The organism is Paenibacillus sp. FSL K6-1230, assembly GCF_038002385.1.
GTDB lineage: Bacteria > Bacillota > Bacilli > Paenibacillales > Paenibacillaceae > Paenibacillus > Paenibacillus massiliensis.
The window spans coordinates 215350-238536 of sequence record NZ_JBBOCK010000001.1; the positions used below are offsets into that span (position 1 = coordinate 215350).

The 23187-nt window shown below is 45.5% G+C and carries 17 protein-coding genes; 8 read left to right on the forward strand and 9 right to left on the reverse strand.

Annotation, left to right across the window (positions count from 1 at the left end; all coding sequences use genetic code 11):
- Nucleotides 1–133 precede the first annotated feature (133 nt).
- Nucleotides 134–1294, forward strand: a complete 1161-nt coding sequence (locus tag MKX74_RS01030; RefSeq protein ID WP_341177200.1) for a cobalamin-independent methionine synthase II family protein — start codon at nt 134–136, stop codon at nt 1292–1294.
- A gap of 203 nt (nt 1295–1497) precedes the next feature.
- Here MKX74_RS01030 and MKX74_RS01035 read toward each other — a convergent pair whose 3' ends face one another.
- Both MKX74_RS01035 and MKX74_RS01040 read right to left on the reverse strand, forming a co-directional pair.
- Nucleotides 1498–4944 (reverse strand): ATP-binding protein, encoded by a 3447-nt coding sequence (locus MKX74_RS01035; protein WP_341177201.1) that lies wholly within the window; start codon nt 4942–4944, stop codon nt 1498–1500.
- A 426-nt stretch (nt 4945–5370) separates the two neighbouring features.
- Nucleotides 5371–5568: a hypothetical protein gene (locus MKX74_RS01040; protein WP_081625325.1), complete on the reverse strand. Its 198-nt coding sequence runs from the start codon at nt 5566–5568 to the stop codon at nt 5371–5373.
- A gap of 667 nt (nt 5569–6235) precedes the next feature.
- Between MKX74_RS01040 and MKX74_RS01045 the strand changes: the two genes are divergently transcribed.
- Entirely contained in the window at nt 6236–8446 is a 2211-nt protein-coding gene (locus MKX74_RS01045; protein ID WP_341177202.1) for a pectate lyase family protein, read from the forward strand.
- A 184-nt stretch (nt 8447–8630) separates the two neighbouring features.
- Here MKX74_RS01045 and MKX74_RS01050 read toward each other — a convergent pair whose 3' ends face one another.
- Both MKX74_RS01050 and MKX74_RS01055 read right to left on the reverse strand, forming a co-directional pair.
- Nucleotides 8631–9779, reverse strand: a complete 1149-nt coding sequence (locus MKX74_RS01050) for a glycosyltransferase family 2 protein (RefSeq protein ID WP_341180496.1) — start codon at nt 9777–9779, stop codon at nt 8631–8633.
- A 213-nt stretch (nt 9780–9992) separates the two neighbouring features.
- Nucleotides 9993–11993, reverse strand: a complete 2001-nt coding sequence (locus MKX74_RS01055; protein ID WP_025678098.1) for a methyl-accepting chemotaxis protein — start codon at nt 11991–11993, stop codon at nt 9993–9995.
- A gap of 270 nt (nt 11994–12263) precedes the next feature.
- Between MKX74_RS01055 and MKX74_RS01060 the strand changes: the two genes are divergently transcribed.
- A complete protein-coding gene (locus MKX74_RS01060) occupies nt 12264–12485 on the forward strand; it encodes a hypothetical protein (protein ID WP_341177203.1) in 222 nt (73 codons plus the stop codon).
- A gap of 141 nt (nt 12486–12626) precedes the next feature.
- On the opposite strand, the gene MKX74_RS01065 is transcribed toward MKX74_RS01060, so the two are convergent.
- Both MKX74_RS01065 and MKX74_RS01070 read right to left on the reverse strand, forming a co-directional pair.
- A complete protein-coding gene (locus tag MKX74_RS01065) occupies nt 12627–13286 on the reverse strand; it encodes a L,D-transpeptidase family protein (RefSeq protein ID WP_341177204.1) in 660 nt (219 codons plus the stop codon).
- Between the two features lie 170 nt (nt 13287–13456).
- Entirely contained in the window at nt 13457–13855 is a 399-nt protein-coding gene (locus tag MKX74_RS01070; protein WP_025678094.1) for a DoxX family protein, read from the reverse strand.
- Between the two features lie 603 nt (nt 13856–14458).
- Here MKX74_RS01070 and MKX74_RS01075 point away from each other — a divergent pair.
- The 4 genes from MKX74_RS01075 (at nt 14459) to MKX74_RS01090 (ending at nt 19881) form a co-directional block, all read left to right on the forward strand.
- Nucleotides 14459–15334, forward strand: a complete 876-nt coding sequence (locus tag MKX74_RS01075) for a GGDEF domain-containing protein (RefSeq protein WP_026281312.1) — start codon at nt 14459–14461, stop codon at nt 15332–15334.
- Nucleotides 15335–15352: 18 nt separating this feature from the next.
- A complete protein-coding gene (locus MKX74_RS01080) occupies nt 15353–15499 on the forward strand; it encodes a hypothetical protein (protein WP_018887032.1) in 147 nt (48 codons plus the stop codon).
- Entirely contained in the window at nt 15492–16790 is a 1299-nt protein-coding gene (locus tag MKX74_RS01085; RefSeq protein WP_028592852.1) for a glycosyltransferase family 2 protein, read from the forward strand. Before MKX74_RS01080 ends, MKX74_RS01085 begins: the two co-directional genes overlap by 8 nt.
- Before the next feature lie 229 nt (nt 16791–17019).
- Nucleotides 17020–19881 (forward strand): glycoside hydrolase family 3 C-terminal domain-containing protein, encoded by a 2862-nt coding sequence (locus tag MKX74_RS01090; protein ID WP_445667245.1) that lies wholly within the window; start codon nt 17020–17022, stop codon nt 19879–19881.
- Nucleotides 19882–20005: 124 nt separating this feature from the next.
- Here the strand turns inward: MKX74_RS01090 and MKX74_RS01095 are convergent, their stop codons facing one another.
- The 3 genes from MKX74_RS01095 to MKX74_RS01105 form a co-directional block, all read right to left on the reverse strand.
- Nucleotides 20006–20854 carry a M12 family metallopeptidase gene (locus MKX74_RS01095; protein ID WP_341177206.1) on the reverse strand — a complete coding sequence of 283 codons (849 nt, stop codon included), beginning with the start codon at nt 20852–20854 and terminating at the stop codon, nt 20006–20008.
- A 33-nt stretch (nt 20855–20887) separates the two neighbouring features.
- Nucleotides 20888–21514, reverse strand: coding sequence for a hypothetical protein (locus tag MKX74_RS01100; RefSeq protein ID WP_341177207.1), 627 nt, complete (start codon nt 21512–21514; stop codon nt 20888–20890).
- A gap of 90 nt (nt 21515–21604) precedes the next feature.
- Nucleotides 21605–22228 carry a hypothetical protein gene (locus tag MKX74_RS01105; RefSeq protein ID WP_018887027.1) on the reverse strand — a complete coding sequence of 208 codons (624 nt, stop codon included), beginning with the start codon at nt 22226–22228 and terminating at the stop codon, nt 21605–21607.
- Between the two features lie 284 nt (nt 22229–22512).
- Between MKX74_RS01105 and MKX74_RS01110 the strand changes: the two genes are divergently transcribed.
- Nucleotides 22513–23163: a hypothetical protein gene (locus MKX74_RS01110; RefSeq protein WP_018887026.1), complete on the forward strand. Its 651-nt coding sequence runs from the start codon at nt 22513–22515 to the stop codon at nt 23161–23163.
- Nucleotides 23164–23187 lie beyond the last annotated feature (24 nt).

The following is a 23187-nucleotide window of genomic DNA, read 5'->3' on the forward strand; positions in this document are numbered from 1 at the left end:
TTCTGGCTATAGTTATTAGTTATAACCAGGTATGACTTTTCGGTGTTACGTAATAAGAACTCTCTCATGCTACAATCAAACCAATAAAAAACACAACACACACAACACGTGAAGGATTGAGGGGGAAATCGTAATGAGTGATAAATTTCAAATCGTAGGTAGCCTGCTGCGACCGCCAGCGCTATTGAAATATAAAGAGCAAATTGAGCATCGTGATGACATCAACTATCCATTTTATCAAGAGTTTGAAGGATATGAGCAGTGTGAGACGGAGGCCATTCAGGCTGTGGTTGAGAAGGAAATTGAGCATGACCTGTCCATTATTACGGATGGCGAGCATTCCAAATCGATGTGGCATCTGGATTTTGTCTGGGGATTCCAAGGAATTAGTCGCTACATTGCGGACCATGGGTACTTTTTCCGGGATACCGATGGAACTTCCAAGTATGAGACACGGAAAGATATTGGATTGCATATTACAGATGAGTTGAGTGGCAAGAACCATCATTTCATTACTGTATTTAAGAAGTTGCAAGCTCTTGCTGGCGGCCGTGAAACCAAGTTGTGTGTACCTTCTCCGTCGCATATTTTTGGTGAACTGTCATGGTCGGATAACATTGGCGGCAAAAATTCGGTGTATAAGAATGCACAAGAGCTTAAAACCGGCCTTGCCAAGGCATATAAGGAATTTGTTGAGGAATTCGCTGCTGCTGGTGGGAAAATTCTGCAATTTGACGATTGTCTATGGGAACTGTTTGCGGATGACAATCCGAATTCTCCGTTTACCGGTGAGAGTATCAATCAAGAGGAAGTACAGGCTCTTGCTACTGAATTTATTGATATTAACAATACCGTGATTGATTTTGGTCATAGCTTGGGTCTGAAAATGTGGACGCACAACTGCCGTGGCAACTATGATTCCCGTAATATGGGCGGTGGATCTTATGTGAAAATTGCTAATCTGTTCCTGAAGCAGCTCAAATATGATCGATTCTTCCTGGAATGGGATGACGAACGTGCAGGTTCGCTTGAGGCTCTAGCTGTCTTCAAGGATAAGCCTAACACAGAAATTGTGCTTGGATTGTTGTCCTCTAAGACCAATACACTTGATGATGAAGAGCGTGTACTCCGATTGCTGGATGAAGCTTCGAGCATTATTGACAAGGATCGATTGTTGCTCTCCCATCAGTGTGGCTTTGCCTCCTGTGATGGTGGTAACGAATTAACTGAGGCGGAACAGTGGGCCAAGATCAATCAGGGACAAAAAATTGCCCAGCAATATTGGGAGAATTAGTATTCAGCAAGTAATTCTGATACTATTAGTCTAAACACTTCATGAATAGTGAGTTTTAATGGCAGAGTTCTAAGATTGAGGAGAATGAGATCTAACGCTGTTATCCTATATGTATATGTAAAAGCGACCATTGCTGGTCGCTTTTTTGTAATTAAAAGCATGTAAATTTGATGCCCTCATCAAAAAATATATCTGTACACTTGTCATATAATTGACGAGTAATCTCCAGATGAAAACCTCATATGAACTTTCTCTATCTCTTGTATTATGCCCAATGCATCTTCATATACTCCTATCTCTTTCAGCAAATCAATATCTTTGACTTTGTAAAGTGAAAGTAACCACTTCTCGTGATGTCTGCTACACACATTGCTATTCCCCTTTAACCTTTTGAACGTGCTTTTGCTTATTTGTTTGGGATAGGGTTCGTATCCTTTAGTAATATTTAAATGCTCACACATTGACAAATCATCCGAAATAAGAGAAATTGAGGAATGAGGTGCTCCTGAATCATCATAGTAAAATTCATATTCACAGTGAGAAAGAAAGTTAATTATTCTCATTTCTTCACTTTCATAACCAATTTGATTTAAATAGTTATTGATTTTTGGACCAACATATAACCGATTAAATTGATAAGGGTTTAATTCTTCATACAGTCTGTACAAACGTCCCTCCCAATCATAATTTTTAAAATAGTATGTTCCGAATTTACCATAATAGATGCTATTTTGAATTCTTGCATTGTGTTTGATGATTCGCTTCAATTTGTCGCTATTGTTACCCCATAATGTGCTCCAGAACTCTTGATGTGATTCTCCACAAAACTCTTCTTCATTTCTGTAATCTATTAATGTTGTTATAGCATAACAGAAGGTGTATATAGGAATATGGATGAAGCGAACCCATTGTGAATCTTGGAGAATAAGATTCTCAAAGACAATCTCGTAAAGATCTGGATCATTATATAAATAGTGATTATATATATCGCTTGATAAAAATTCAGAGAGCCGGATTACAGGTTCCTCAAAATACATGAAAAAACTGAAGGTTTCGGCACAGAATCCAATCAGCTTAAAGATTTCTAGATTAGCCCTTTGGTCGTGTAGGTTTTGAATGATTTGTATACAAATACTACCTTCAAGATCAGGAAGGTACTCAAGTTCAGTCAATGCTGTGAGAGAAAGTGATATTGATTTCATTGTTAGTAGATGATCATGAATGTAGTGATTGTAATTGTTTTCTAGTGTACTTTTCAGTTCCTTTTTTAATGAGGGTTGAAGCGAGCTCTCCATTATCAAATCTTCAATCTGCTGATCATCAAGGGGAATTTCAGCTGGACCAAACAGCCAAGTTTCTGCATTTTCTTTTATTACTTCTAATGATTGTTCTTCTTCATCTTTATACATAAAATTATTTAATAGGGTATTCCTCTCTTTTTCTACAGTTATTGGCCTTCGGCCACATAGAGAGTATATTTTCTCTCCAAATTTATTTGTATATCGAAGGCCAAAATGATTGAATACTTCTGGAATGTTATCAACAAGCATATCAAGTTCCATTTCCATGCAAAAATCATCTAGTACTTTTATTTCATTCAACAAGATTTTTTTTAATTGCCTTTTAATATTTGGTAAGTATTTTTGATTATAAATACTGTACTCATCTGGAAATACTTCCTGAATTTTTTCTATAGCCATATAATGATATACACTAAATGCTTCTTGATAAAATTGATTTAAGATATCTTCTCCATTGAAATACATTCCCTTTTTTATACAGCGAATTATAATACCTGGCAAGTTATGAAGATCTATATACTGCGCTTCTATATTTCCATGACCCATACTTGAACAGTAATTCTTAATCTCGGCTTCTAAAAAACTAAAAAGTGTGGGATGTAGATTAGGCTCGCAGCAACCTAATAGATGATGGAACCTGTGAAGTTCCTCCTTTCCCTGTGGTAAGTCATCTACAAAATCAGGCCCCCAATTCCAACTATAGTCAGGCTCATAGTAATAACTATATAAAAAATCTCTGTAATGTAAGATACATTGTTGCTCTAGTAGCTCTCTAACTGATTTGCTGGATTTTTCGGAAAAATGTTCTAGTAAAAATTGGAGCTGATTGTAATAAGCGCAGCATTGTATCAGCTCAGGAATAAACTGTTCCGTATTTTCTTCAATATATGAATATAAGAAATCCTGCACAGAAGGCTTAGTAAACTTTAACAGAATTTCGTCTTCTTCATCGCTATAGAAGGACTTGATCATTGTTTTTTCAAGCTCAGAGATACTGTCACTTAGCTTCCTTATACCCATTCGACTTGAATGAGTATTTATATATTGCGTATAACAGTGTTTCATATCTTCCAGATACATAGGTGTTGAGGATATGAGCAGAAGCATGGCTACAATCTGTGCCTCTTGACTTAAATCTATAAATATATCCTCCCAGAACGCGCCGGGGTTATCGAAATATTCACATAGTTTTATAAAATATTCTTCAGGAGAGTCTTCCTTATCTGCTTCTTTATTTAGATAGAGTGCAAGTACCCGTGGGTTATAACTGTCATGATTAATTATTTGAGTACAATTTTGAAAAAGATAAGTAACAAATTCATGTTTTAGGTTTGAGGTGTAAAGATGTTTGAACAAAATGTTGGCCTTTTCAGCAGTACTATACTTCTCCATAGTACATATAAGGGCATATTGCTCTAACGTTTCTTTCAGCATTGGTTGTTTTTGAAGCCCTTGACGAAGGATGTATTCCCTTGTTGTTAAGATGAGACGCTTATTTTCTCCATAAGCTACTATACGCTGGATCAGTTTAATAAGTCGGTTTTCAGTATTTCTACTTGTTTTTTCATTGTGAAAGATACTTCCCCAAAAATCATCTAAGATTATTACCTGTTTCTTATCATCCTCAAGCAAACTGTAAATATCATCAATAGAGTTTCCCCATATAAATCCGTCAATATCCTCTGGTTGCAAATATGCCAATGCTAAAAGGTAAGCTATTGTTGTCTTTCCAGCACCTGGTTCTCCAGAAATCACAATTACATGATTGTGTGACCATCTTTGTAATGCTTCACGATAGATTTGTGTTGGAGCAAATTTAGTAGATGCTTTCATTGCTTCTTTGAGTTCTTCAGCTGACTCCCTGTATAACGAGCGGTGTATGGATTTTGTAAGAAATTTTTCTAATACATTAATGCTTAGAGACCAAAGTTTAGGATGTACCCCTTCAATCCAATGATATTTCGGTATTTCCAATAGTCGATTAATATCTGTCTTGCTTAAAATATCATCCTTATCGTGAATCCACCCATCAAATAAATCTATAATTTTTTCTTTTTCACCAGGCTGGAAATCAAATGATACCGCCAAAATGTATCGGTCAGGCTTTAGCTTGTGCACCTTTGGTAGCTCGGAACTTTTTAAACTACTTAACAGTTGCTTAAACTCTTTGTAACGTTTTGCTTGAATTATAGTCTTCTTACCGTTGTTTATATAGGAACCATCAATGCCTGAATCACGACCTTCTTTATACATTTCTACAAAAAAACCTTCCCTGATTTGAATGACATCACAAACGAGCTTTTCAAATTCAAGTGGTTCCAATAGTTCATGAAAGTTGTAATTAGGCATACCTAATCCTCCATTTTCATTTAAAAAGTTGCACAAAAAAGTGCCAATCTGTGTTCATAGTTGAGAAGCATTCAAGAAGTAATAGACCAAATATTGAATTAAGGCTTATTAGAACTATAACTTATGTAAAGGTTGAAAATATATCCAAACGTAAAAAGATAAAAGGCAATGTGAAACCATTATTATGGAGATCTTTTTTGTTAGACGACTGAACGGAGATATTTAAGTATCGAGGGACTTAATTATATTATTGATGTGGCTATCGCTACTAGGTATCACTAGCAATAATCAACTAATAACGATAGCCGTTAAAGTAGAAGGTAATAACACTTGGAGTTTCCCTAGAGCTAGCAGTGGCTTGGGAGAAGACCTACTAGCTAAGCTATTTTCGATGGAGGCTATTTACTTTGTTTATTTACCATATCCTCATAACTCATCCGGCTCATCCATGAACCAAGAAATATAGGAGCATCTCTCGCAGACCAGTATCGTTGCACTGCGGTTAGCCCAATCAATCCCGAAGAACGTTGCTCCTCTTGTATTCAGTTGGCGATAGTCGATCTCGAACGTATCGTTTCTGCAGCACGGACAATATATTTTAGTCTGATTAATGCTATATTCCACAAGTACCACCCTCTCCGTCTTAGGAATGCTATGAATACTTACGCCATAATTCTTAATTTGGTTCCTGTGATGCGGAATAAATGGAAGGAAAATGGATGGAGTTCATGTACTTCAGCAGCAAATAGTCAGTGATTAAAGCCAAAAACCAGCATTTAGAGAGTTGTGATGCGCCATCAAAACATTGCCTTTTCTATGGGAATATTTTCTTTCGTTTATAATTATCCAGCTAATTTACAGTGAAAAAAATAATAGGAAATATTTCGGAATATATGCTACAATCTTGAATGTTGAAAAGAGGAGAATATTGGCGAATGCTGACGATTGGTGTGACGTAACCTTAGAAGCCCTGCCTCTGCTCTTTTATATCTTCTTTAATTAATCCTCAGTGATGAATATCACACTATTCATTACAGGTGAGCCCATATCGAAGGTTCAACTTATAGGATTCATGAGGGACCGACCCACATAATACATATATCAATTTTAATAGTACATAGCGTGAATGAAAATGATGCTACATAGGGAAATCCTTGTATTATGCGGGTGTAAGCGAATTCATAGTACGTGTTGCTCATATGATGATAACGAGGAGGTGATGTGGTACTGGTGTGCTCGTAATCAAGACTCAATGGTGTGTGTGTTACAAATTAAAAGTGGAGGATTGTAAATGAAAAAGAGTGCTACAAAAGTAATGAATATGGTTCTATTATTTTCTCTTGTACTAACGTTAGTATCTGGAGGACTGCAAAGTCACACGGTTGTTGCTGAAGGTATTTCGATCACCAAGAATGGGGGCTGGAACGAAACTGCGTTTGTAGAATGGACACCTGTAGATCATGCGGAGGGATATAATGTATATATTAAGCGTGCAAGTGCGTCAGATGCTTCCTACCAACAAATTGATAACGATCTGATTCGACAATACCCATCTTATTGGCGGGCTGATGCTGTAGGGCTTGCAGCTGGAGAGTATGTCATGAAGGTAGAAGCGAGACTTACAGATGGTTCTACGCTTCGCGCCATTTCTGATGATGTATCCGTTGCAGCTCATGACAGATCCGGATTTGCATTCTCATCAGATTCGCCATATGGTACGGGTTCAGGCGCTTATAATGAAGACGGAACACTCCGGAACGGGGCTCAGGTGCTGTATGTGACCTCCGAGACTGCAAAAACAGTAACTCTTGATGTCATCATCAATAACTCTGGACGCGTGCAGACTGGGGTAGGTATCGGCGAGATTCTGAAGCTCAGACAAAAAGGCTATGATAAGACGCCGCTTGCGATTCGTTTCATTGGTCAAGTCACAGGCGCTGATATGAGTGGACAGCTCAATAGCAGTGGTTATCTGGAAGTCAAGGGTAAGAATAACTATTCAGAGATGAACATGACGCTTGAGGGCATCGGAGAGGATGCCTATGCATACGGATGGGGCTTCCTTCTGAGAAACACGGGGAATGTGGAGGTCCGTAATCTGGGCGTGATGCTGTTCCCTGACGACGGAATCTCTTTGGATACAGCGAATGTAAATGTCTGGCTGCATAATAATGACCTCTTCTATGGCGCTGCTGGAAGCGATGCTGACCAGGTCAAGGGCGATGGCTCCACAGACGTCAAGAAAGGCTCGACCTATGTCACAATCTCGTATAACCATTACTGGGATTCCGGGAAGGCAGCTCTTGTCGGCTTGAGTGAAAAGGATGAGTTCCTTGTAACCTTCCATCACAACTGGTTCGACCATTCGGACTCTCGTCATCCACGGATCAGAGTAGCTTCGGTTCATATCTATAACAATTATTTTGATGGAGTCTCGAAGTATGGAGTGGGTGTTACAACAGGCGCTTCCGCCTTTGTAGAATCCAATTATTTCAGAAATGCCAAAAACCCGATGCTGAGCTCCTTACAAGGTACAGATGCTAAGGGAGCTGGTACGTTCTCAGGTGAGACCGGAGGAGTAATCAAGGCTTATAACAATGTTGTAGTGGGTGCTGCCAGCCTGATCTATGCTAATTCCAATGACGGAACAGCGAAGGCACATGCAACGTCCTATGATGCTTACTTGGCTTCCACCAGAAATGAAGCTGTACCTAGCACTTACAAAACATTAAAAGGCGGCACAGCCTATAATAACTTTGATACAAAAGTAGATACTGGAGTACGCACTGCTGATGTTGATAACGTCAATGATGTAGAGCAGATTGTTACGGAGAAGGCCGGACGTCTGAATAACGGAGATTTTACATGGCAATTCAATAATTCCGTTGATGATGCATCTTATGCAGTTAACTCAGCTCTGATGGCTAAGATCAGAAGCTATACGACCCAGCTTGTATCCGTAGGTGGGAACTCAACACCAGGATCGACACCAGAACCAACACCGGAACCAACACCAGAACCAACACCAGAACCAACACCGGAACCAACACCAGAACCAACACCAGAACCAACACCAGAACCAACACCAGAACCAACACCAGAACCAACACCAGAGCCGACCCCAGAGCCAACACCGGAACCGACGCCAGAACCAACACCAGAACCGACAGTCGGTGAGTACCATGACTTTACTGCTTCTGGAATCAACAGTGACTTCTTCAATATTAAAGGGAATCTTTCGACAACGAAAGGAACTGTAGAGTACAACGGATTGACACTGACGCAGGCTCTCAAGATTGAGAGTTCCACACGCATTGGGTTCACGACTACAGAAGCTGCAACATTAACACTAGTATTCAATTCTGCAGACGGAACAAAAATCATGATTGATGGGACCAGTTATTCCATGACGGATGGCATTGTCAGCGTATCTCTTGCTCCTGGTGAGCATACCATTACCAAAGACAATACTGCGAACCTCTTTTACATGGAATTACGTTAGTCTAAGAGACATCCAAAGACATACTTAAGCTAGATAACCAGTTGCCGGCGCTGAACCGGTGACTGGTTTATTCATTTGGCTAAGAACAGATTGATGACATTCGTGCATCTGTAAATTAAATACCGTATAGTGAAAAAGCGATCCTGCGAGATCGCTTTTATTACTTTTTATGACGAAGATATATCTAGAGCAGTTGTTCAGCTTTCACCAGCATTTCTCGTAGTACATGAGCAACCCGACTTTTTCTTCCTCTTGCACTGCGACTGATGCGACTTAATGACTGTCGGTATGCCATAGTATGACCTCCATGACAGAATTGCTTGGCTGCCATTCGCAGTGTTCTCCCCAGCAAGCGTGCAGAGGAACGAGTACGTGTATATCGAACCCCACGGCGCAATATCCGCAATATATCCTTGTATTTATCCAGGTCCTCGGATGGGGGCACAAGAGCAAATAAATTCAATGACGAATCGTGGAATCCATAGCTTTTGAACATGATCTTGAGATTGTCTGTATTCAAGGTATCTCCTCTCATGAGGCTAGGATGCTCCTGGTGATACCCGACAGTCTCATTGATCGTACGGAAAGCAATCTTCATTCGATGTAGCCTGTAGCCCAGGTCCCAGTCTTCGAGTCCATAGAGTACAAACTGTTCATTGAACCCTCCACTCCGTATCAAATAGCTGCGCTTCATGGACACACAACGAGTGACGAGTAGCATCCAGGGTGCTACGTCTGTCTTGGCGAACTGGGCCTGAGTGTTGTGCGGAATTCTGGATGGAAACACGGCCTTGGACAAGGCTTCAGAGCGATGAAGGATATCCTCTGGTGTGATTAATGGAATAATGTCGGTTGCCGTCTCAAAATGGGGGTTCCATAGGCCGGAAGGTGTAATGATATTGCGAAAATGTTCCTTTTCCTCAGGAGAGAACTCCGGGTAATAGTGGGTGTAAATATTGTCCCATGAGTAGGGGAAGCCTGACAGCACGGACCTCGGAAATCTGCGATGATAGCGGTCTACCACCTGAATGAATTCGGGCAGCAGCAGGAAGTCTGAGTCACAGAAGATGACGTAATGTCCTTTGGCATAACGTAGCCCTAAGTTCCTAATCGCTGAACGACCACGCTGTTCCCCCTGTGATGCATAGATTAGCCGATAGGAAGTGTGGAGGTCTGCTACCATGTCTTTTGTTCCATCAGTAGAGCCATCATCAGCCACAATGACTTCAAATTGATCCTTCGGATAGGTCTGTGTCTCCAATGAGGTGAGTGTCAGCAGCAGCTGATGGAGACGGTTATAGGTCGGAATAATGATGCTGTAGCGGATGGACAGTGTAATCCCCTCCCCAGACGTATTGAGAACTCTTGAATACGGATTGATAACATTATATTCAAGGACGATAGCCTGACCTGGTCAATAGCCCTCAAGTTACCAAATAGGCTGAAGTCATTGCCGTCTTATGCCAAAACAAATCCCCATTACCCTATATAGAGTAACGGGGATTTGTACGTTGTGTGCTGGCATGGACTAACTGGGTAATGAGGGTTACAGCTTGAACTGGCTGACCAGATTTTGCAGCTTCTGCGCCAGATGGGCCAGTGAATCTGCTGCGGAAGTAATCTCCTGCATGGAAGCGACCTGCTCCTCGGTCGCCGCCGAGATGCTCTCCGTACCGTCAGCATTTTGCTGTGAGATGGATTGAATATGTGTAATGGACCCTACGACCTCAACCGTGCTGGCGGACATCTGCTGGGAGGCCGCTGCGATATTCTCAAGCTGGCTGTTCACGAATCCGAACGCTTCATTGATCTGGGCGAAGGCTTGGTCTGCTGACTGCACGGCAAGTATGCCATTATCCACGTCTATCTTACCGCTATGCACGCGCTGATGCGTCTTCGCGATCTCTTGCTGAATGGTTGATACCAGCTCTACGATCTTCTCCCCAGCGAGACTGGATTGCTCGGCAAGCTTGCGCACCTCCGTTGCCACAACGGAGAAGCCACGTCCATGCTCACCAGCTCGCGCTGCTTCAATGGATGCATTTAGTGCTAGCAGATTGGTCTGGGCGGCAATATCAGTGATCGCGGACACCATCTCCCCAATCGAAGCGGAATGCTGGCCGAGCTGCTCGGCGGTGTGCTCCATATTTTGCACAAATCGGCTCACGGAGCCCATTTCCGAGACAGCTGTCTGGATGGTGGAATTTCCTTGCTGTGCCAATTCACTGGCCTGCATGGCAGCCTCGGATACCTGCTGGGTGCTGTCAGTTACTTGTTTTACCCCTCCAGCTAGCTCATTCATCTGTTGTGCCGTGTGCTTCAGGTTTCCTGCCTGCTTCTCAATCCCTGCAGCCGATTCCTCTGTGATGAGTGCGACGGATTCGGTTGCCTTGGTTGTCTCCGAAGCGTTAACTGCTAGTTGGGCAGAGGAAGCAGTCAGTTCATCGGCGGTGGAACGGACATCTTGGATGACGCCACGCAGAGAGCGGCTCATCTTATTGAAGCTAGTGCTCAGCTTACCGAGCTCATCCTCTCCTCCTACAGGAACTTCAATGGCTAGGTTCCCGTCACTAATGGCCTCGGAGGCTTGGACGATCTGATTCAGTGGTCGTGTAATGGATCTTACAATCCAGAAGATTATCACAGAGCTCAGGATGATGGATATAGCGATGACGATCACGGTAGTGTTCAGAATCGAACGTACCGAATTGACCACCTCATCGTTATCTACGACACCAACAATAATCCAGCCCGTAAGCTCGTTGGTGGCGAAGACAGCATGCTCGCGGTTACCATCCAGCGTGTAGGCCAGCTCCCCGTTCTTCTGGGCAATGATGTCTACATAAGGAGGAGTGGTGGCCTCTGTTCCTGGCTCAATCGTAGGATGAATAATGATTTTATTTGCGTTATCTATGATATAGAAATAGCCTTTTTCGCCAATCTTGGTTGCGTTCACGGTCTGTGACAGACTCGCAAGCGACAGACTGACAGACACGACACCATGTCCATCGGCAGTGGTCTGGGCGACAGATGTCACCACATTTCCTGTATTGCTTGATATATAGGGGGTAATTACAGTAGGGTTATTTTTATTCTGAGTCGCAGACTGATACCAGGGACGCTCACGTGGATCATATCCGGGCTTGTTCACGGCCGTGACGGGAGCATTAATATACACACCCTTGTCTGTACCGATGGATGCCAGCTCTACATCATCATGGGTATCCTTGTATGCGTCGAGCAATGTTCGAATCGTCTCCGTCTCGTCACCTTGCTGAGGGCCTACTTGACCTGCGTCGAGCTGGCTAGCCAGGAAGTCCACATTCTTTTGCGTGGCTCCGATGATCTGATCAATCGTCTGATTCAGCACTTGAACACTGTTCTGGGCGTTCTCAAAGGTCTTGTCCTCAACTTTCGCACGGGCGGTCTGAAACGAGATGATGCCGAGGCCAATCGTGGGAAGCAGTAATATGACTGCAAATGACAAGATCAGCTTTTCTCTGATTAATAACTTCCTTCTGGTCTTACGGTTGCTGATTTTGCTCATGTAAACGCACCCTCTCTATCTTATCCTGAACACCCATATTGCAAGAGCAATACGGAATATATCGGTCTTTGAGGGGGCAATAGTTAGACGGATACACGATCCAAATTCAAACAAATTTTAAGGAAGTAAGGACCCCTTTTTTCAGAGGGTTCATAATAAGCTGTGATATAGATCACGGAATGCACGATGTTTCATTTCAATAATAAGGTAAGTAGCATTAGATGCTGTGCTAAAAAGTTAGCGATAATATCGTGAGCAAGGAGGTATGGAATGATGTCAGTCAATCGAGAAGCGGTGAATCAGGATTATATCATTGAGCATGTGTGTGAGCTGTTCAGGTGCAGGGTGCTGTGGAGCGAGGGTCGTCCTTGTCTGGAGTACGAGAGTGAGGAAGAACTAGGCGAGATCGTTCTATATGTCAAAGAGAACTTTGCGACAGAGTTGCTGGATGTATTTTTTACTGCCATACCGAGCTTGGCGGTGGAAGACTAGAAAAGCGACCTCTGAGGGTCGCCTACTTGGTACCGTCGCCATTACGCCTCTGCTGCGTGCCCCTTGTCTAGGAGTGAACCGGGTGGGAAGGACGCCGTGCTGGTTCTTGACTAGTTGCTGGATGTAGTGCGATTCGCTAACTTACTCAATCAGTCCGAGACTCAGATAATCCTCGTAGCCAGCAACGCCATCTATAGGCAGATTGTGTTGCTGCTCATAAGCCTTCAAAGCAACCTCGGTAGCATAGTTAAATTTGCCTTTGCACTCACCTGAATACAGTCCCTCACTTCGTAATCGCCACTGAAGGAGCTGGACATCTCCACCGCTATCCCCCATGGCTATCAAGCGAGGATTATCCAGCGGCTTGCCGAGTACATGTCCGCCAAAGCTTACCGTCGTTCCTACGCGTACCCAATCGTACAGCTCCTCGACATGATGGTTATACATACGAATACAGCCATGGCTGGCACTGTGGCCAATGGAATCGGGCCTATTTGTGCCATGAATGCCGTAAATGCCCCAAGGCACATTAAGACCAATCCAGCGGGTGCCGAAGCCCTTGCCCCAATTTTTATATTTATTAATGACCATATATTCGCCTACAGGCGATGGAGTATTAGGCTTGCCCAACGCGATCGGGAAGGTCTTCATCAGCTGATCATCTGCATACAGGCGTAGTCGATGCTGGATAGGGTCCACCTCAATATAGGTATTCTGATAGGCTTGAAAAGGCTCGGCAGCTGGAATCGGGTCCATTGCCGTCAATACATGAATGGTTAACAACAGCTTGTGCAAAAACATGACGTCCGTCCAGGCTCCCTTCTGATGTCTGGGTATGCAGACAAGCGATAGCTAGTGTGTAAATGTTGTTGTAATGTATGATGCGAAGCCGAGCAGGATTCTATGCTAAAAAAGGCCACAATCCATTGCGTATGCAATGGACTGTGGCCTGTATTACATTCATTATTTGCTTAGAACAACAATGCATCCAGTGAATAGGCTCCTGCCCCGGTCAAGGCAACGCCTGCAGCTACAGCAAGCAGAACCAGATTGTACTCGTAGCCGTTAGCCGTTGACCACAGGCCGTTCTGACCATGCACAGTCTTGATTGCGCCAATCATCGTCAGGATAATCAACACCGCCCCCACAGGGGTCAACAAGCCAAGAGCGAACAAAAGGCCGCCCACTAGCTCCATCAATCCTGCCGCGACTGCCATGGTAACACCCGGCTTCACACCAATGGACTCTAGCCAGCCACCAGTTCCTTTGGGTCCATAACCACCAAACCAACCGAACAGCTTCTGCGCGCCATGTCCTACGAATAACAGACCTACAATCACACGAATTACCAACAAACCTACTGCCATCATCATTAGAATCATCTCCCAATTTTTAATAAATATTATTATTGTTATTCTTAATATAAAGATATTAGACCTGAATAAAGTTCATGAATTCGATTCTTTATACTTGAGCTTCTTAACGAACAAGTGAATCCTTACTCACTAATGTTCGCAATAGCCGATAGAACCGTAATGGCCCGGAAACACTGAATGGATTCGCTAATGGTTACTCCAGATGATCTGGAACATAGCCCTAGCCTTTCGGCCCAGAGTATGCATCTGTTCACCTACTTTTTTATCTCAATTTAACTAATCTTTAAGTTAAGATAAATATAAATCAGGATAACGGAGCTGTCAATACCTTTTATGAAGAAATGTATGAGTCCTTAGACATATATTGGATTGAAATAAATGGAATTTACCATTTTTTTGTTGAAAAAAGATGGGACCATTGTATAGTTAGTGTAGATATCGATATGGCATTGGTCTAATATGGAAGAAGTATAAGAATAAGAATTAGATCATAAGACATAGAGCCCCTCTCGAAATGTGGGTAAATGTATAGAGAGGGCTTTTTTTGTGATTCCAAAAAAGAAGGGTGAACTGATGGCGGCGGAAAAAATGACTCAGATGGAAAAAAAGACACCTTTGCATGGCTTGAAATGGGGATATATTCTGCTCATTGCAATGGCACTCTTACAGGAAGTATTGGTCTTCTGGAATATTTATAATACCCAATCCTTTACCTTGAAGGATTTGTTGTTTAATGCGCTGGCTTTGCTGGCTCTGCTCATCGGTATGCTGCTGCCAGTCGGGGTGTCTGTTGTCGCAGTCTTCGTATTTTTCGTATTGTATCTCGTATGGCTGGCTACCTATGCACCACCAGAGGTCCTGGTCATCTCATGGCTGCTGCTCATTCCGGCGAATATGCTGGTCGCGGCACTGATTAAGACGTTCATGATCCGCAGCAATCGATTCCTGGAGCGACTGGAGGAGCTGGAGCGCAGGAACCCGCAGGTTGATCCACACACTACGCTGGGCAATAAGGAAGCTTTCGCAGACGCCATTGTCAAGCAGTCCAATCTGGCTCGTAGATATCCGGACAGATACGGCTTTTGTGTGGCGATGTTCAAGATTGAATTTTTACCGCTGGTTCAGGAATCTTTGGGTTCCCAAGGATACTCTACCTTACTGCTGGATCTGTCGGACACGATTCAGAAGCAGCTGCGGTATGAGGATTACAAGTTCTTCATCGACGGTGGTCGCTTTGTCATTATCTGTCCGATGACTCGTCCCGAGTTCCTTGAATCCATGACGGAGCGGATCAAGCGGGCGATGATGGAGATGTCTGTAATGGATTTGAAGGGAAGGCCCCTCAAACTGGTCATTCGCTCAGGTGCTCTTGTATTTCAGCCAGATCAATTCAGCAAGTACGAGAATATCAATGGTGTCATTAGTGCACTGGAGAGAAATACCGAGACCGATCTGATCGGGGAATTTATTTAGGGGAAGAGGTCATCAGCTATGGTAAGTTACTTGGACTGGTTTATCCCGCTCTGTATTGTTGTCAGTACGTTTTTTATTATTACGATCCTGGGCTTGACCGTGGCTACCTTGGTATTCCGTGCACAGGTCTATCGAAACTACGATCGGGGGAAGACCAGTGACTGATTTTGTACTGCTTGTCACCATTATTAGTATTTGGACAGCTGTTACCGAGGCCATCATAATTATGGTGGGCGCGATTCGTTTTCTGAGCAGGCAGAATCGGAATAAATTCGTGGTTCCTGCGTCAATGGAGGATTATCCATCCGTTACCGTACTTGTACCTGCGCACAATGAGGAGATGGTGGTCGCTATTACGGCAGAGCATATCCTGCGTTTGAACTACCCTCATGATAAGGTGCAGATTATTGTCATCGCGGATAACTGTACGGATCAGACGGCGGCGAAGCTTAAGGAGCTGAAGAGCCGACCAAGCTATCAGCACCGTGACTTTGAAATTATGGAACGCAAAGGCACAGGCGGCAAGTCTGGGGCCCTCAATGATGCACTGCTAAAGACGAAGGGCGAATGGATATGTGTATATGATGCTGATGCGGCGCCCGAGAAGAATGCACTAATGTTCCTTGTGCAGAAGGCACTGGAGAAGCCGGGCCTATATGGAGCCGTTTTCGGACGCAACAAGGCACGCAATCGGGGACAGAACTTCCTGTCCAAGTGTATTAACCAGGAACTGGTCACGATTCAGCGGGTACACCATACCGGATTGTGGGAGCTGTTCAAGATCGGCACGATTCCAGGTACGAATTTTATCGTCAATACGGCATTGATGCGCGAGATTGGCGGCTGGGATGAAAATGCGATTACAGAGGATACAGCAGTATCCTTTGAGATCATGAAGAAGGGCAAGCTGATTGCACTCGCTCCACAGGCTGAGGCCTATCAGCAGGAGCCGGAGCAGCTCAGTGTGTATATGAAGCAGCGCGGACGCTGGTCGAAGGGGAATTTTCATGTCATTATGGATAACTTCCATCATTTATTCGATCGAACCAGCTGGCGAATTAAGCTGCATATCATGTATTATGCGGCCAGCTACTTCTGGTTCATGCTTGCGATTCTTGTGTCCGATGTAATCTTCCTTGCGAATATTGGCTACCAGATTGCGCGCTTGTTCGTGCCAGATGTACAGAGTCCATTCCAGTTCTCGGGTGATGTATACGTCTATCTCGTCATCGCGTGGGCGCTGATGTACTTCATCTATGTCCTGCAGATTAATCTGGCGCTAGCTTCGGATATCGGACAGAGCAACACGGAGAACTTTGTAATATCCTGTCTATCCTATTTCACTTATGCCCAGTTATTCCTGATCATCTCGGTCAAAGCCTTCTGGACAATCTGTGTCGACAAGATTACAGGTCGCCAAGGAAACAAATGGTATAAGACGCAGCGCTTCGGCTGAGACTCTGATTCAAGGATCTCCTAGTATGGAGCTTAGATGCAAGGCCCCTTCCAGATTCAACAATCTGGTGGGGGTCTTTTCTCATCTGCAAATCTACGGATTACGGATACTAGGCTTACTACAGATATTACGGATAAGATAGATGAAAAGCAGGCACAAACGCCTTACAATTGTAACCGCATTCTTTTCCTTTTTGACCATATATATTGGTATAATATGACTTGAAGCTATGAACACACGGGAGGGAAACCACTTGAGCGTATCACAAAGAGGTGTACCATTATCGGGCTTTGCCGAGTTCAGCAGGAAAGTGGCAGCTGAGGGAGCTGTATTGCTAAAAAATGAGGGGCAAGTACTACCACTACGACAGGGTGAGCGTGTCTCCATCTTTGGCAGAGTTCAGGTGAACTATTATCGTAGCGGGACGGGCTCGGGTGGCAGTGTCAATGTCCCCTATACGACGAATCTGCTGGATGGCCTTCGCAGCAAGGCTGGAATCACGGTGGATGAGGAGCTGGCTGCGGTCTACACACAATGGATTGAAGAGAATCCATTCGACAACGGTGGCGGCGGCTGGGCAGCAGAGCCCTGGCATCAGCGAGAAATGCCGCTAACGGACTCGTTGGTGGCAGCAGCCCGTGGGCGTTCCGACAAGGCCATTATCGTCATTGGCCGCACGGCGGGAGAGGATCAGGATAACGCTACTGCACCTGGGAGCTATCTGCTGACGGAGGAAGAGCAGACCATGCTACAGCTGGTGACGACACATTTTGAACAGACGGTGGTCGTGCTGAATGTATCCAATATTATAGATATGAGCTGGTTGGAGGAGCCTGAGGATGGCGGTAATGCGGTTCACCCCATTTCCAGTGTCATCTATGCATGGCATGGGGGGATGGAAGGTGGACATGCGATAGCTGATGTTCTCGTAGGCGAGGTCACACCGAGTGGCAAGCTGACGGATACGATTGCTTATACGATCGAGGATTATCCGTCCACTAGCAATTATGGTAATGAGCTGAAGAATCTGTACCAAGAGGACGTGTATGTAGGCTATCGGTATTTTGAGACCTTTCGGCCAGAGCGGGTACAGTTCCCCTTCGGCTATGGCTTGTCCTATACGCAGTTCCAGCTGGAGCCTGGAGAGGCCCAGCTTCTGGAGCAGGAAGGAGAGCGCTATCTGTCTGTAGACGTCACGGTAAGAAATATCGGGGGGGCGTTCGCAGGCAAGGAAGTTGTACAGCTTTATTGTGAAGCACCACAAGGCAAGCTTGGGCAACCGGCGCGGGTACTGGCGGCCTTTGGCAAGACTGGTGAGCTGCAGCCCGGTGAGTCAGAGCGTCTGGTGCTGACCTTCCCGGTACATTCATTATCGTCTTATGATGATGGTGGTGTGACGGGCTATCGTTCTGCTTATGTGCTGGAGGCTGGGACCTATCATCTGTATGTAGGGAATAGCGTTAGGGAGCTTGTACCGATTCAAGTCGAGGGACAGCCTGGCTATGTGGTGGAAGAGTTACTGGTCGTGGAGCAGCTGGATGAGGCGCTTGCGCCGACAGAGAGCTTCACGCGTATGAAGCCGGGTGCTAGATTAAGCAGTGGCGCTTATGAGCTGGCCTATGAGGAAGTACCCATCAGGACGGTCTCATTGGAGGAGCGTGTCCGAGCTGGACTTCCTGCCACATGGGAGCAGACAGGGGACCTGGGCTTCCGCCTGCGTGATGTTCATGAGGGCAAGGTCCGCATGGAAGAGTTCGTGGCGCAGCTCCGTGACGAAGAGCTGGCCGCGATCGTCCGTGGTGAAGGGATGAGCAGCCCGCTAGTGACATCGGGCACGGCTTCCGCCTTCGGCGGAGTGAGCGACGGCTTGCTGCAGTACGGTATACCGATTGCCTGCACAGCAGATGGACCTTCAGGTATCCGCATGGATAGCGGAGAGCTGGCGACACAGGTACCGATTGGTACCTTGCTGGCTGCTACCTGGAATCCGGGGCTGATTGAGGAGCTATATGTGCTGGAGGGGCGGGAGATGTTAAGCAATGAGATCGATGCATTGCTTGGTCCGGGGCTGAATATCCGGCGTAATCCGCTGAACGGACGCAACTTCGAATACTTCTCCGAGGACCCATTAATTACGGGGTTATTTGCAGCTGCCTGCACCCGTGGTATCCGGCAGGGAGGCTCACATGCCACGCTGAAGCATTTTGCCTGCAATAATCAGGAGCAGCATCGTCATATGGCGGATGCGGTCGTATCCGAGCGCGCGCTGCGGCAGATCTATCTGAAGGGCTTCGAGATCGCGGTGAAGCAGGGAGGGGCCAAGGTAATTATGACCTCCTACAACCCGATTAACGGTCACTGGGCTGCATCGAACTATGACCTGAATAGCCATATTTTGCGTAAGGAATGGGGCTTCAAGGGTATTGTGATGACGGATTGGTGGGCGAAAATGAACGATGTTGTCCACGGGGGGTACGCCGACAGAACCTATACCAACTGGATGGTTCGGGCCGGCAATGATCTGTATATGGTCGTTCCGAACTATGGGGCAGAGACCAATGCGATGGGAGATAATACGCTGAGTGCCCTCAAGGAGGGGACATTAACTCGTGGGGAGCTGCAGCAGAGCGCAGCGAATATATGCCACTTCCTGTTGGAAGCACCGGTATTTGCACGTGGGCAGGTTCAGACGGAGACTATGGTTACCTTCAAGGCTCAGCCTGGGCTAAGCGGAGATGCTATCTCTGCTGAATCTCATCTTCAAGGTACGTCTACTCATGGGGAAGAGCAACCGGCTATTATACGCATTGAGCTGGATACAGCCGAGAGCGCTGTACTGAATGTAGACTCAGCCGGGAGCTACCGCATGTTCGTCCGCATCATGTCTCCAGATCATGAGATGGCCCAGAGCGCCTGCAATGTAAGCTTGAACGATCAACTGGTAACAACCGTCCAGACGAATGGAACGGAGGGCGCATGGATTACCCGCAAGCTGGTGAAGCTGGGGTTGGAAGCAGGCCACTATGAGGTGAAGCTAGATTTTATCAAGCCAGGGATTCAATTCGAATGGATTGAGCTGAGGAAATTATAGTATTTCTTCTAAAATGAAATGACCGGAGCCGCCGCTCCGGTTCATTTTTTAGATAAGCCATTGTATCGCTGCAAATAACGTCGTAGTTAATAATATCGTCATCATTCAGCCACGTAGTCACAGTTTACAGGGAGTCCTGATAGGCATTTTTGCCTGTATATAATGCATTGATACCTTCCTTATCCAGCTTGGATAGCTGGGAGCGCTGCCCGATGCTAGCACCTGCTTGTGTCGGTGTCAGAGTCTCTGTTCCTTTCGTCTTCGCAAAGGCTGTTCGCCCATAATGCATAATGGAGCCATAATCATAGTCCATAGATTTGAAGAGCTTGGGATGGTTCACAATATCAAAATTATGAAGTGCACGCGTAATAATATTATCTTGATGGACTTGTACATATTGATCGCGGTTAGGCTTGGTATGCTCATGAAGCAATCCAAGAGCGTGGCTGATCTCATGAATGACATTTCCGACAACATACCCGTTACGGCTCAGTGTAATCGCCTGCTTGCCACCCTGCATTCCGACATAGGAGCTACAGCCGTCGCCCATGGTGAACGAGATATAATTGGGCTGCGTTGTCCTTGGGGTGAAGCTTACGCCTTTGCAGGAAGCCGTAATATTGGCGATAGCTGTGTTGATTTTCTTCTTGTTGGCCTCATCGACGGAGTTGTCGAAGCTATAATAGACCTTTCCTTGTGGCCACAGGCGACGCATATCAATGATGACCTGGGGATGAGGGACTTCGTCGAGGCCCTGGGCGAGCAAGCCTTCCACAAGGGCGGTGTGCTGCTTCATTCGAGCAGCCGTTGCTACGACGATATCTCCATCAAATACGGCTAACTGATCGTATTCCATATAATCCACTTTGATGGGGGTCTTATCATCCGCCAGGAATACATAGCCAGATTCAGGAATTCCTTTGTCTAGCAGATCTGGGGCGTATATTTCTGCAGATTCATTTTCATATGGCATATACTCATCCTCCAAAGGTTCAAATTTTGTAGATCAGGAACGGTCTGTCACATGCAGCTCGTTCAAGGAAGAGATAGTGACCGCCAGATGTGTCGAGGTCTCGTAGTCGAGCTTAAGGCTGTAGTCCGTATACATGTCGGGAGTAATGATATCGCCCGCCTGCCAGAAGCCGTAGGTCAGATAGAGCCGGGGTCTCGGGTGGAAGGCTGTCATGGTGTTGGGGTGCGCCTTCACAGCTACGAGGGGAACTCCGTTCTGAGCTATCCCGACAAAGGCATGATCATGTGGGACGATGGTTCGGTCTGCTGAAATATAATATCGATCCCGATCAAAGGCAGCGAAGGTGGGGGAGAACTGGTATCCACCCGCCGTGTTGCGAGATAAGTTCACGCCATTGTTATGTGTAAGCTGCGCATCGGTGACCTGCATCTGGTTCAAGTGTATGCCGTGCTCCGCTGCACCTATAGACTCTATGCGCCACATGAACTGTAGCCCTGGCTCCCAGACAAGCCTCAGGTCGGACGTCTCGGGAACGGAGGGAGCGGACATGTAAATATAGGTGAGAGCACTAGGGTCCTTGAGCTGCTCGAATACGTAGTACAGACATATATTGGCGCTGAAGGTGGCGTGATTCGTCACAGAAAGAGTGTAGTTAGGCACGATCCTCTGGCTCCTCGCTAGATTTTGCTTCTATATTGTAGAGGGAGCTACACGGGACAGGAGTATCCCGCATAGCTCCCTTCTCTTACCTTAGACCAAGTGCAATTGATTGCGCTCATTCAGCACCACATTGTGTTCGGTTACACCATCGAATGTGATTTTCAAAGCCTGATCGGAATATTCGCTTACATCAATGACGGCTCCCTGCTCAATGTCGCCATAGATCAGATAATAAGTAGGGTGTGGTGTGAACTCTGTAATGGTACTCGGCTGAGCTCTCTTGGCAACAACCGGTTGGTTGTCGATCAGAATGCCGATGAATGCGTTATCGTCTACCTCAATTGTCTCATCCTGGTGTACATACAGAATATTCTGATGGCCAGCTGAGCTTGTCTCCGAGAGAACATAGGTGCCACCAGTTAGCTTGCTGAACCCGATAGAGTTGTTGCTCTTCAGGTCGGCGTCTTTAGAGGCTGTGGATGTAATGGTGGTTCCTGGCTCCGGACTTTTGACCTTGGTCCAGTAGAAACCATATTCCACGGTCCAGGAGATCGTCGTCTCTTGTCCGTTGGCAGATGGCTCTGCGAGCCAAGCCAGAATCAGCGTGTCGGGGTTCATCATGTCCGGATCTTCTTTGTAGAGGGCGAAGCTTCCGGGATGAGTACCATTGTTTTTGATCTTTACAGAGTAGGTTGTGCCTGTAGCTGTTGACATGTGTAATTCCTCCTAAAATGTTTTTGGGTATAAGTGCGTGCATCCTGTGAGGTGCACCTTTACTGTAATCCAGCTGCAGGAGTCGGGGTTAGTAGCCAAAGTCATGACTTGACATGACGCTATATGCCTTGAATATGGAATGTATACATGACCGAAGTCATATACATTTTGAATGTTTTATGTTATCGATTTCCTTCTGAGCTCTTTACGGCCTTACTCGGTAATCCATATAATGAAGTCAGGCATTTCGTACCAGGAAATGCCATAAAAAGGAGGTAGGCGCTATGAAAAAAACGGTAAAATATGCAGACATTGAACCCCGTCTGCAGACCGGCGATATCCTGCTGTGTCACAGTGTCATGCATGAAAGCATTATGATTGAATTCATCGAAGGGTCACCCTGGTCCCATATTGGTATGATTGTGCGATTGCCCCAATATGACTATCCCTTGCTGTGGGAATCGACGACATTTGACAATGTGAAGGATGTCTTGCTTGGCAAGACCAAGAATGGCCCGATGCTTGTACCACTATATGAGCGCCTCCGCACAGATATTGATAATCTATGGGACCCCATGTTCGCCTTCAGGTTACTTGATATGGAGCGTACTCCAGCGATGGAGCAGGCACTGCTGAAGACCATTCAAGAGGTTCATGGAGCTGTCTTCCCGAATGAGGTGGAAATGCTGGAGATCGTAATGGCTGGCAAGCTTGGAGTGAATCCGGGGCATCACAGTATGTTCTGCAGCCAGTTATTCGCTTACACGTCTATGCAGCTCGGTCTGCTACCAGCTTCTCCAGTGCCGAACAGCTATTGGCCTGTTGACTTCTCCAGCGAAGGCAAGGTACAACCGCTGCATGGTGCCACATGGTCTGAAGAATACTATCTGCTGGCTGATGGACTGCCGACTGTCGAAGAGAATGAAGCTATGTGACACAGGTTTGGCTAATGCGTCTAA

Bases quoted from the DNA above. Each gene is read 5' to 3' on its own strand.
- MKX74_RS01030 (WP_341177200.1), top strand. From the start codon at position 134: ATGAGTGATAAATTTCAAATCGTAGGTAGCCTGCTGCGACCGCCAGCG.
- MKX74_RS01105 (WP_018887027.1), bottom strand. From the start codon at position 22,228: ATGTCAACAGCTACAGGCACAACCTACTCTGTAAAGATCAAAAACAAT.
- MKX74_RS01045 (WP_341177202.1), top strand. From the start codon at position 6,236: ATGAAAAAGAGTGCTACAAAAGTAATGAATATGGTTCTATTATTTTCT.
- MKX74_RS01070 (WP_025678094.1), bottom strand. From the start codon at position 13,855: ATGATGGCAGTAGGTTTGTTGGTAATTCGTGTGATTGTAGGTCTGTTA.
- MKX74_RS01110 (WP_018887026.1), top strand. From the start codon at position 22,513: ATGAAAAAAACGGTAAAATATGCAGACATTGAACCCCGTCTGCAGACC.
- MKX74_RS01090 (WP_445667245.1), top strand. From the start codon at position 17,020: ATGAACACACGGGAGGGAAACCACTTGAGCGTATCACAAAGAGGTGTA.
- MKX74_RS01080 (WP_018887032.1), top strand. From the start codon at position 15,353: ATGGTAAGTTACTTGGACTGGTTTATCCCGCTCTGTATTGTTGTCAGT.
- MKX74_RS01055 (WP_025678098.1), bottom strand. From the start codon at position 11,993: ATGAGCAAAATCAGCAACCGTAAGACCAGAAGGAAGTTATTAATCAGA.
- MKX74_RS01035 (WP_341177201.1), bottom strand. From the start codon at position 4,944: ATGCCTAATTACAACTTTCATGAACTATTGGAACCACTTGAATTTGAA.
- MKX74_RS01060 (WP_341177203.1), top strand. From the start codon at position 12,264: ATGATGTCAGTCAATCGAGAAGCGGTGAATCAGGATTATATCATTGAG.
- MKX74_RS01075 (WP_026281312.1), top strand. From the start codon at position 14,459: ATGGAAAAAAAGACACCTTTGCATGGCTTGAAATGGGGATATATTCTG.
- MKX74_RS01065 (WP_341177204.1), bottom strand. From the start codon at position 13,286: ATGTTTTTGCACAAGCTGTTGTTAACCATTCATGTATTGACGGCAATG.
- MKX74_RS01095 (WP_341177206.1), bottom strand. From the start codon at position 20,854: ATGCCATATGAAAATGAATCTGCAGAAATATACGCCCCAGATCTGCTA.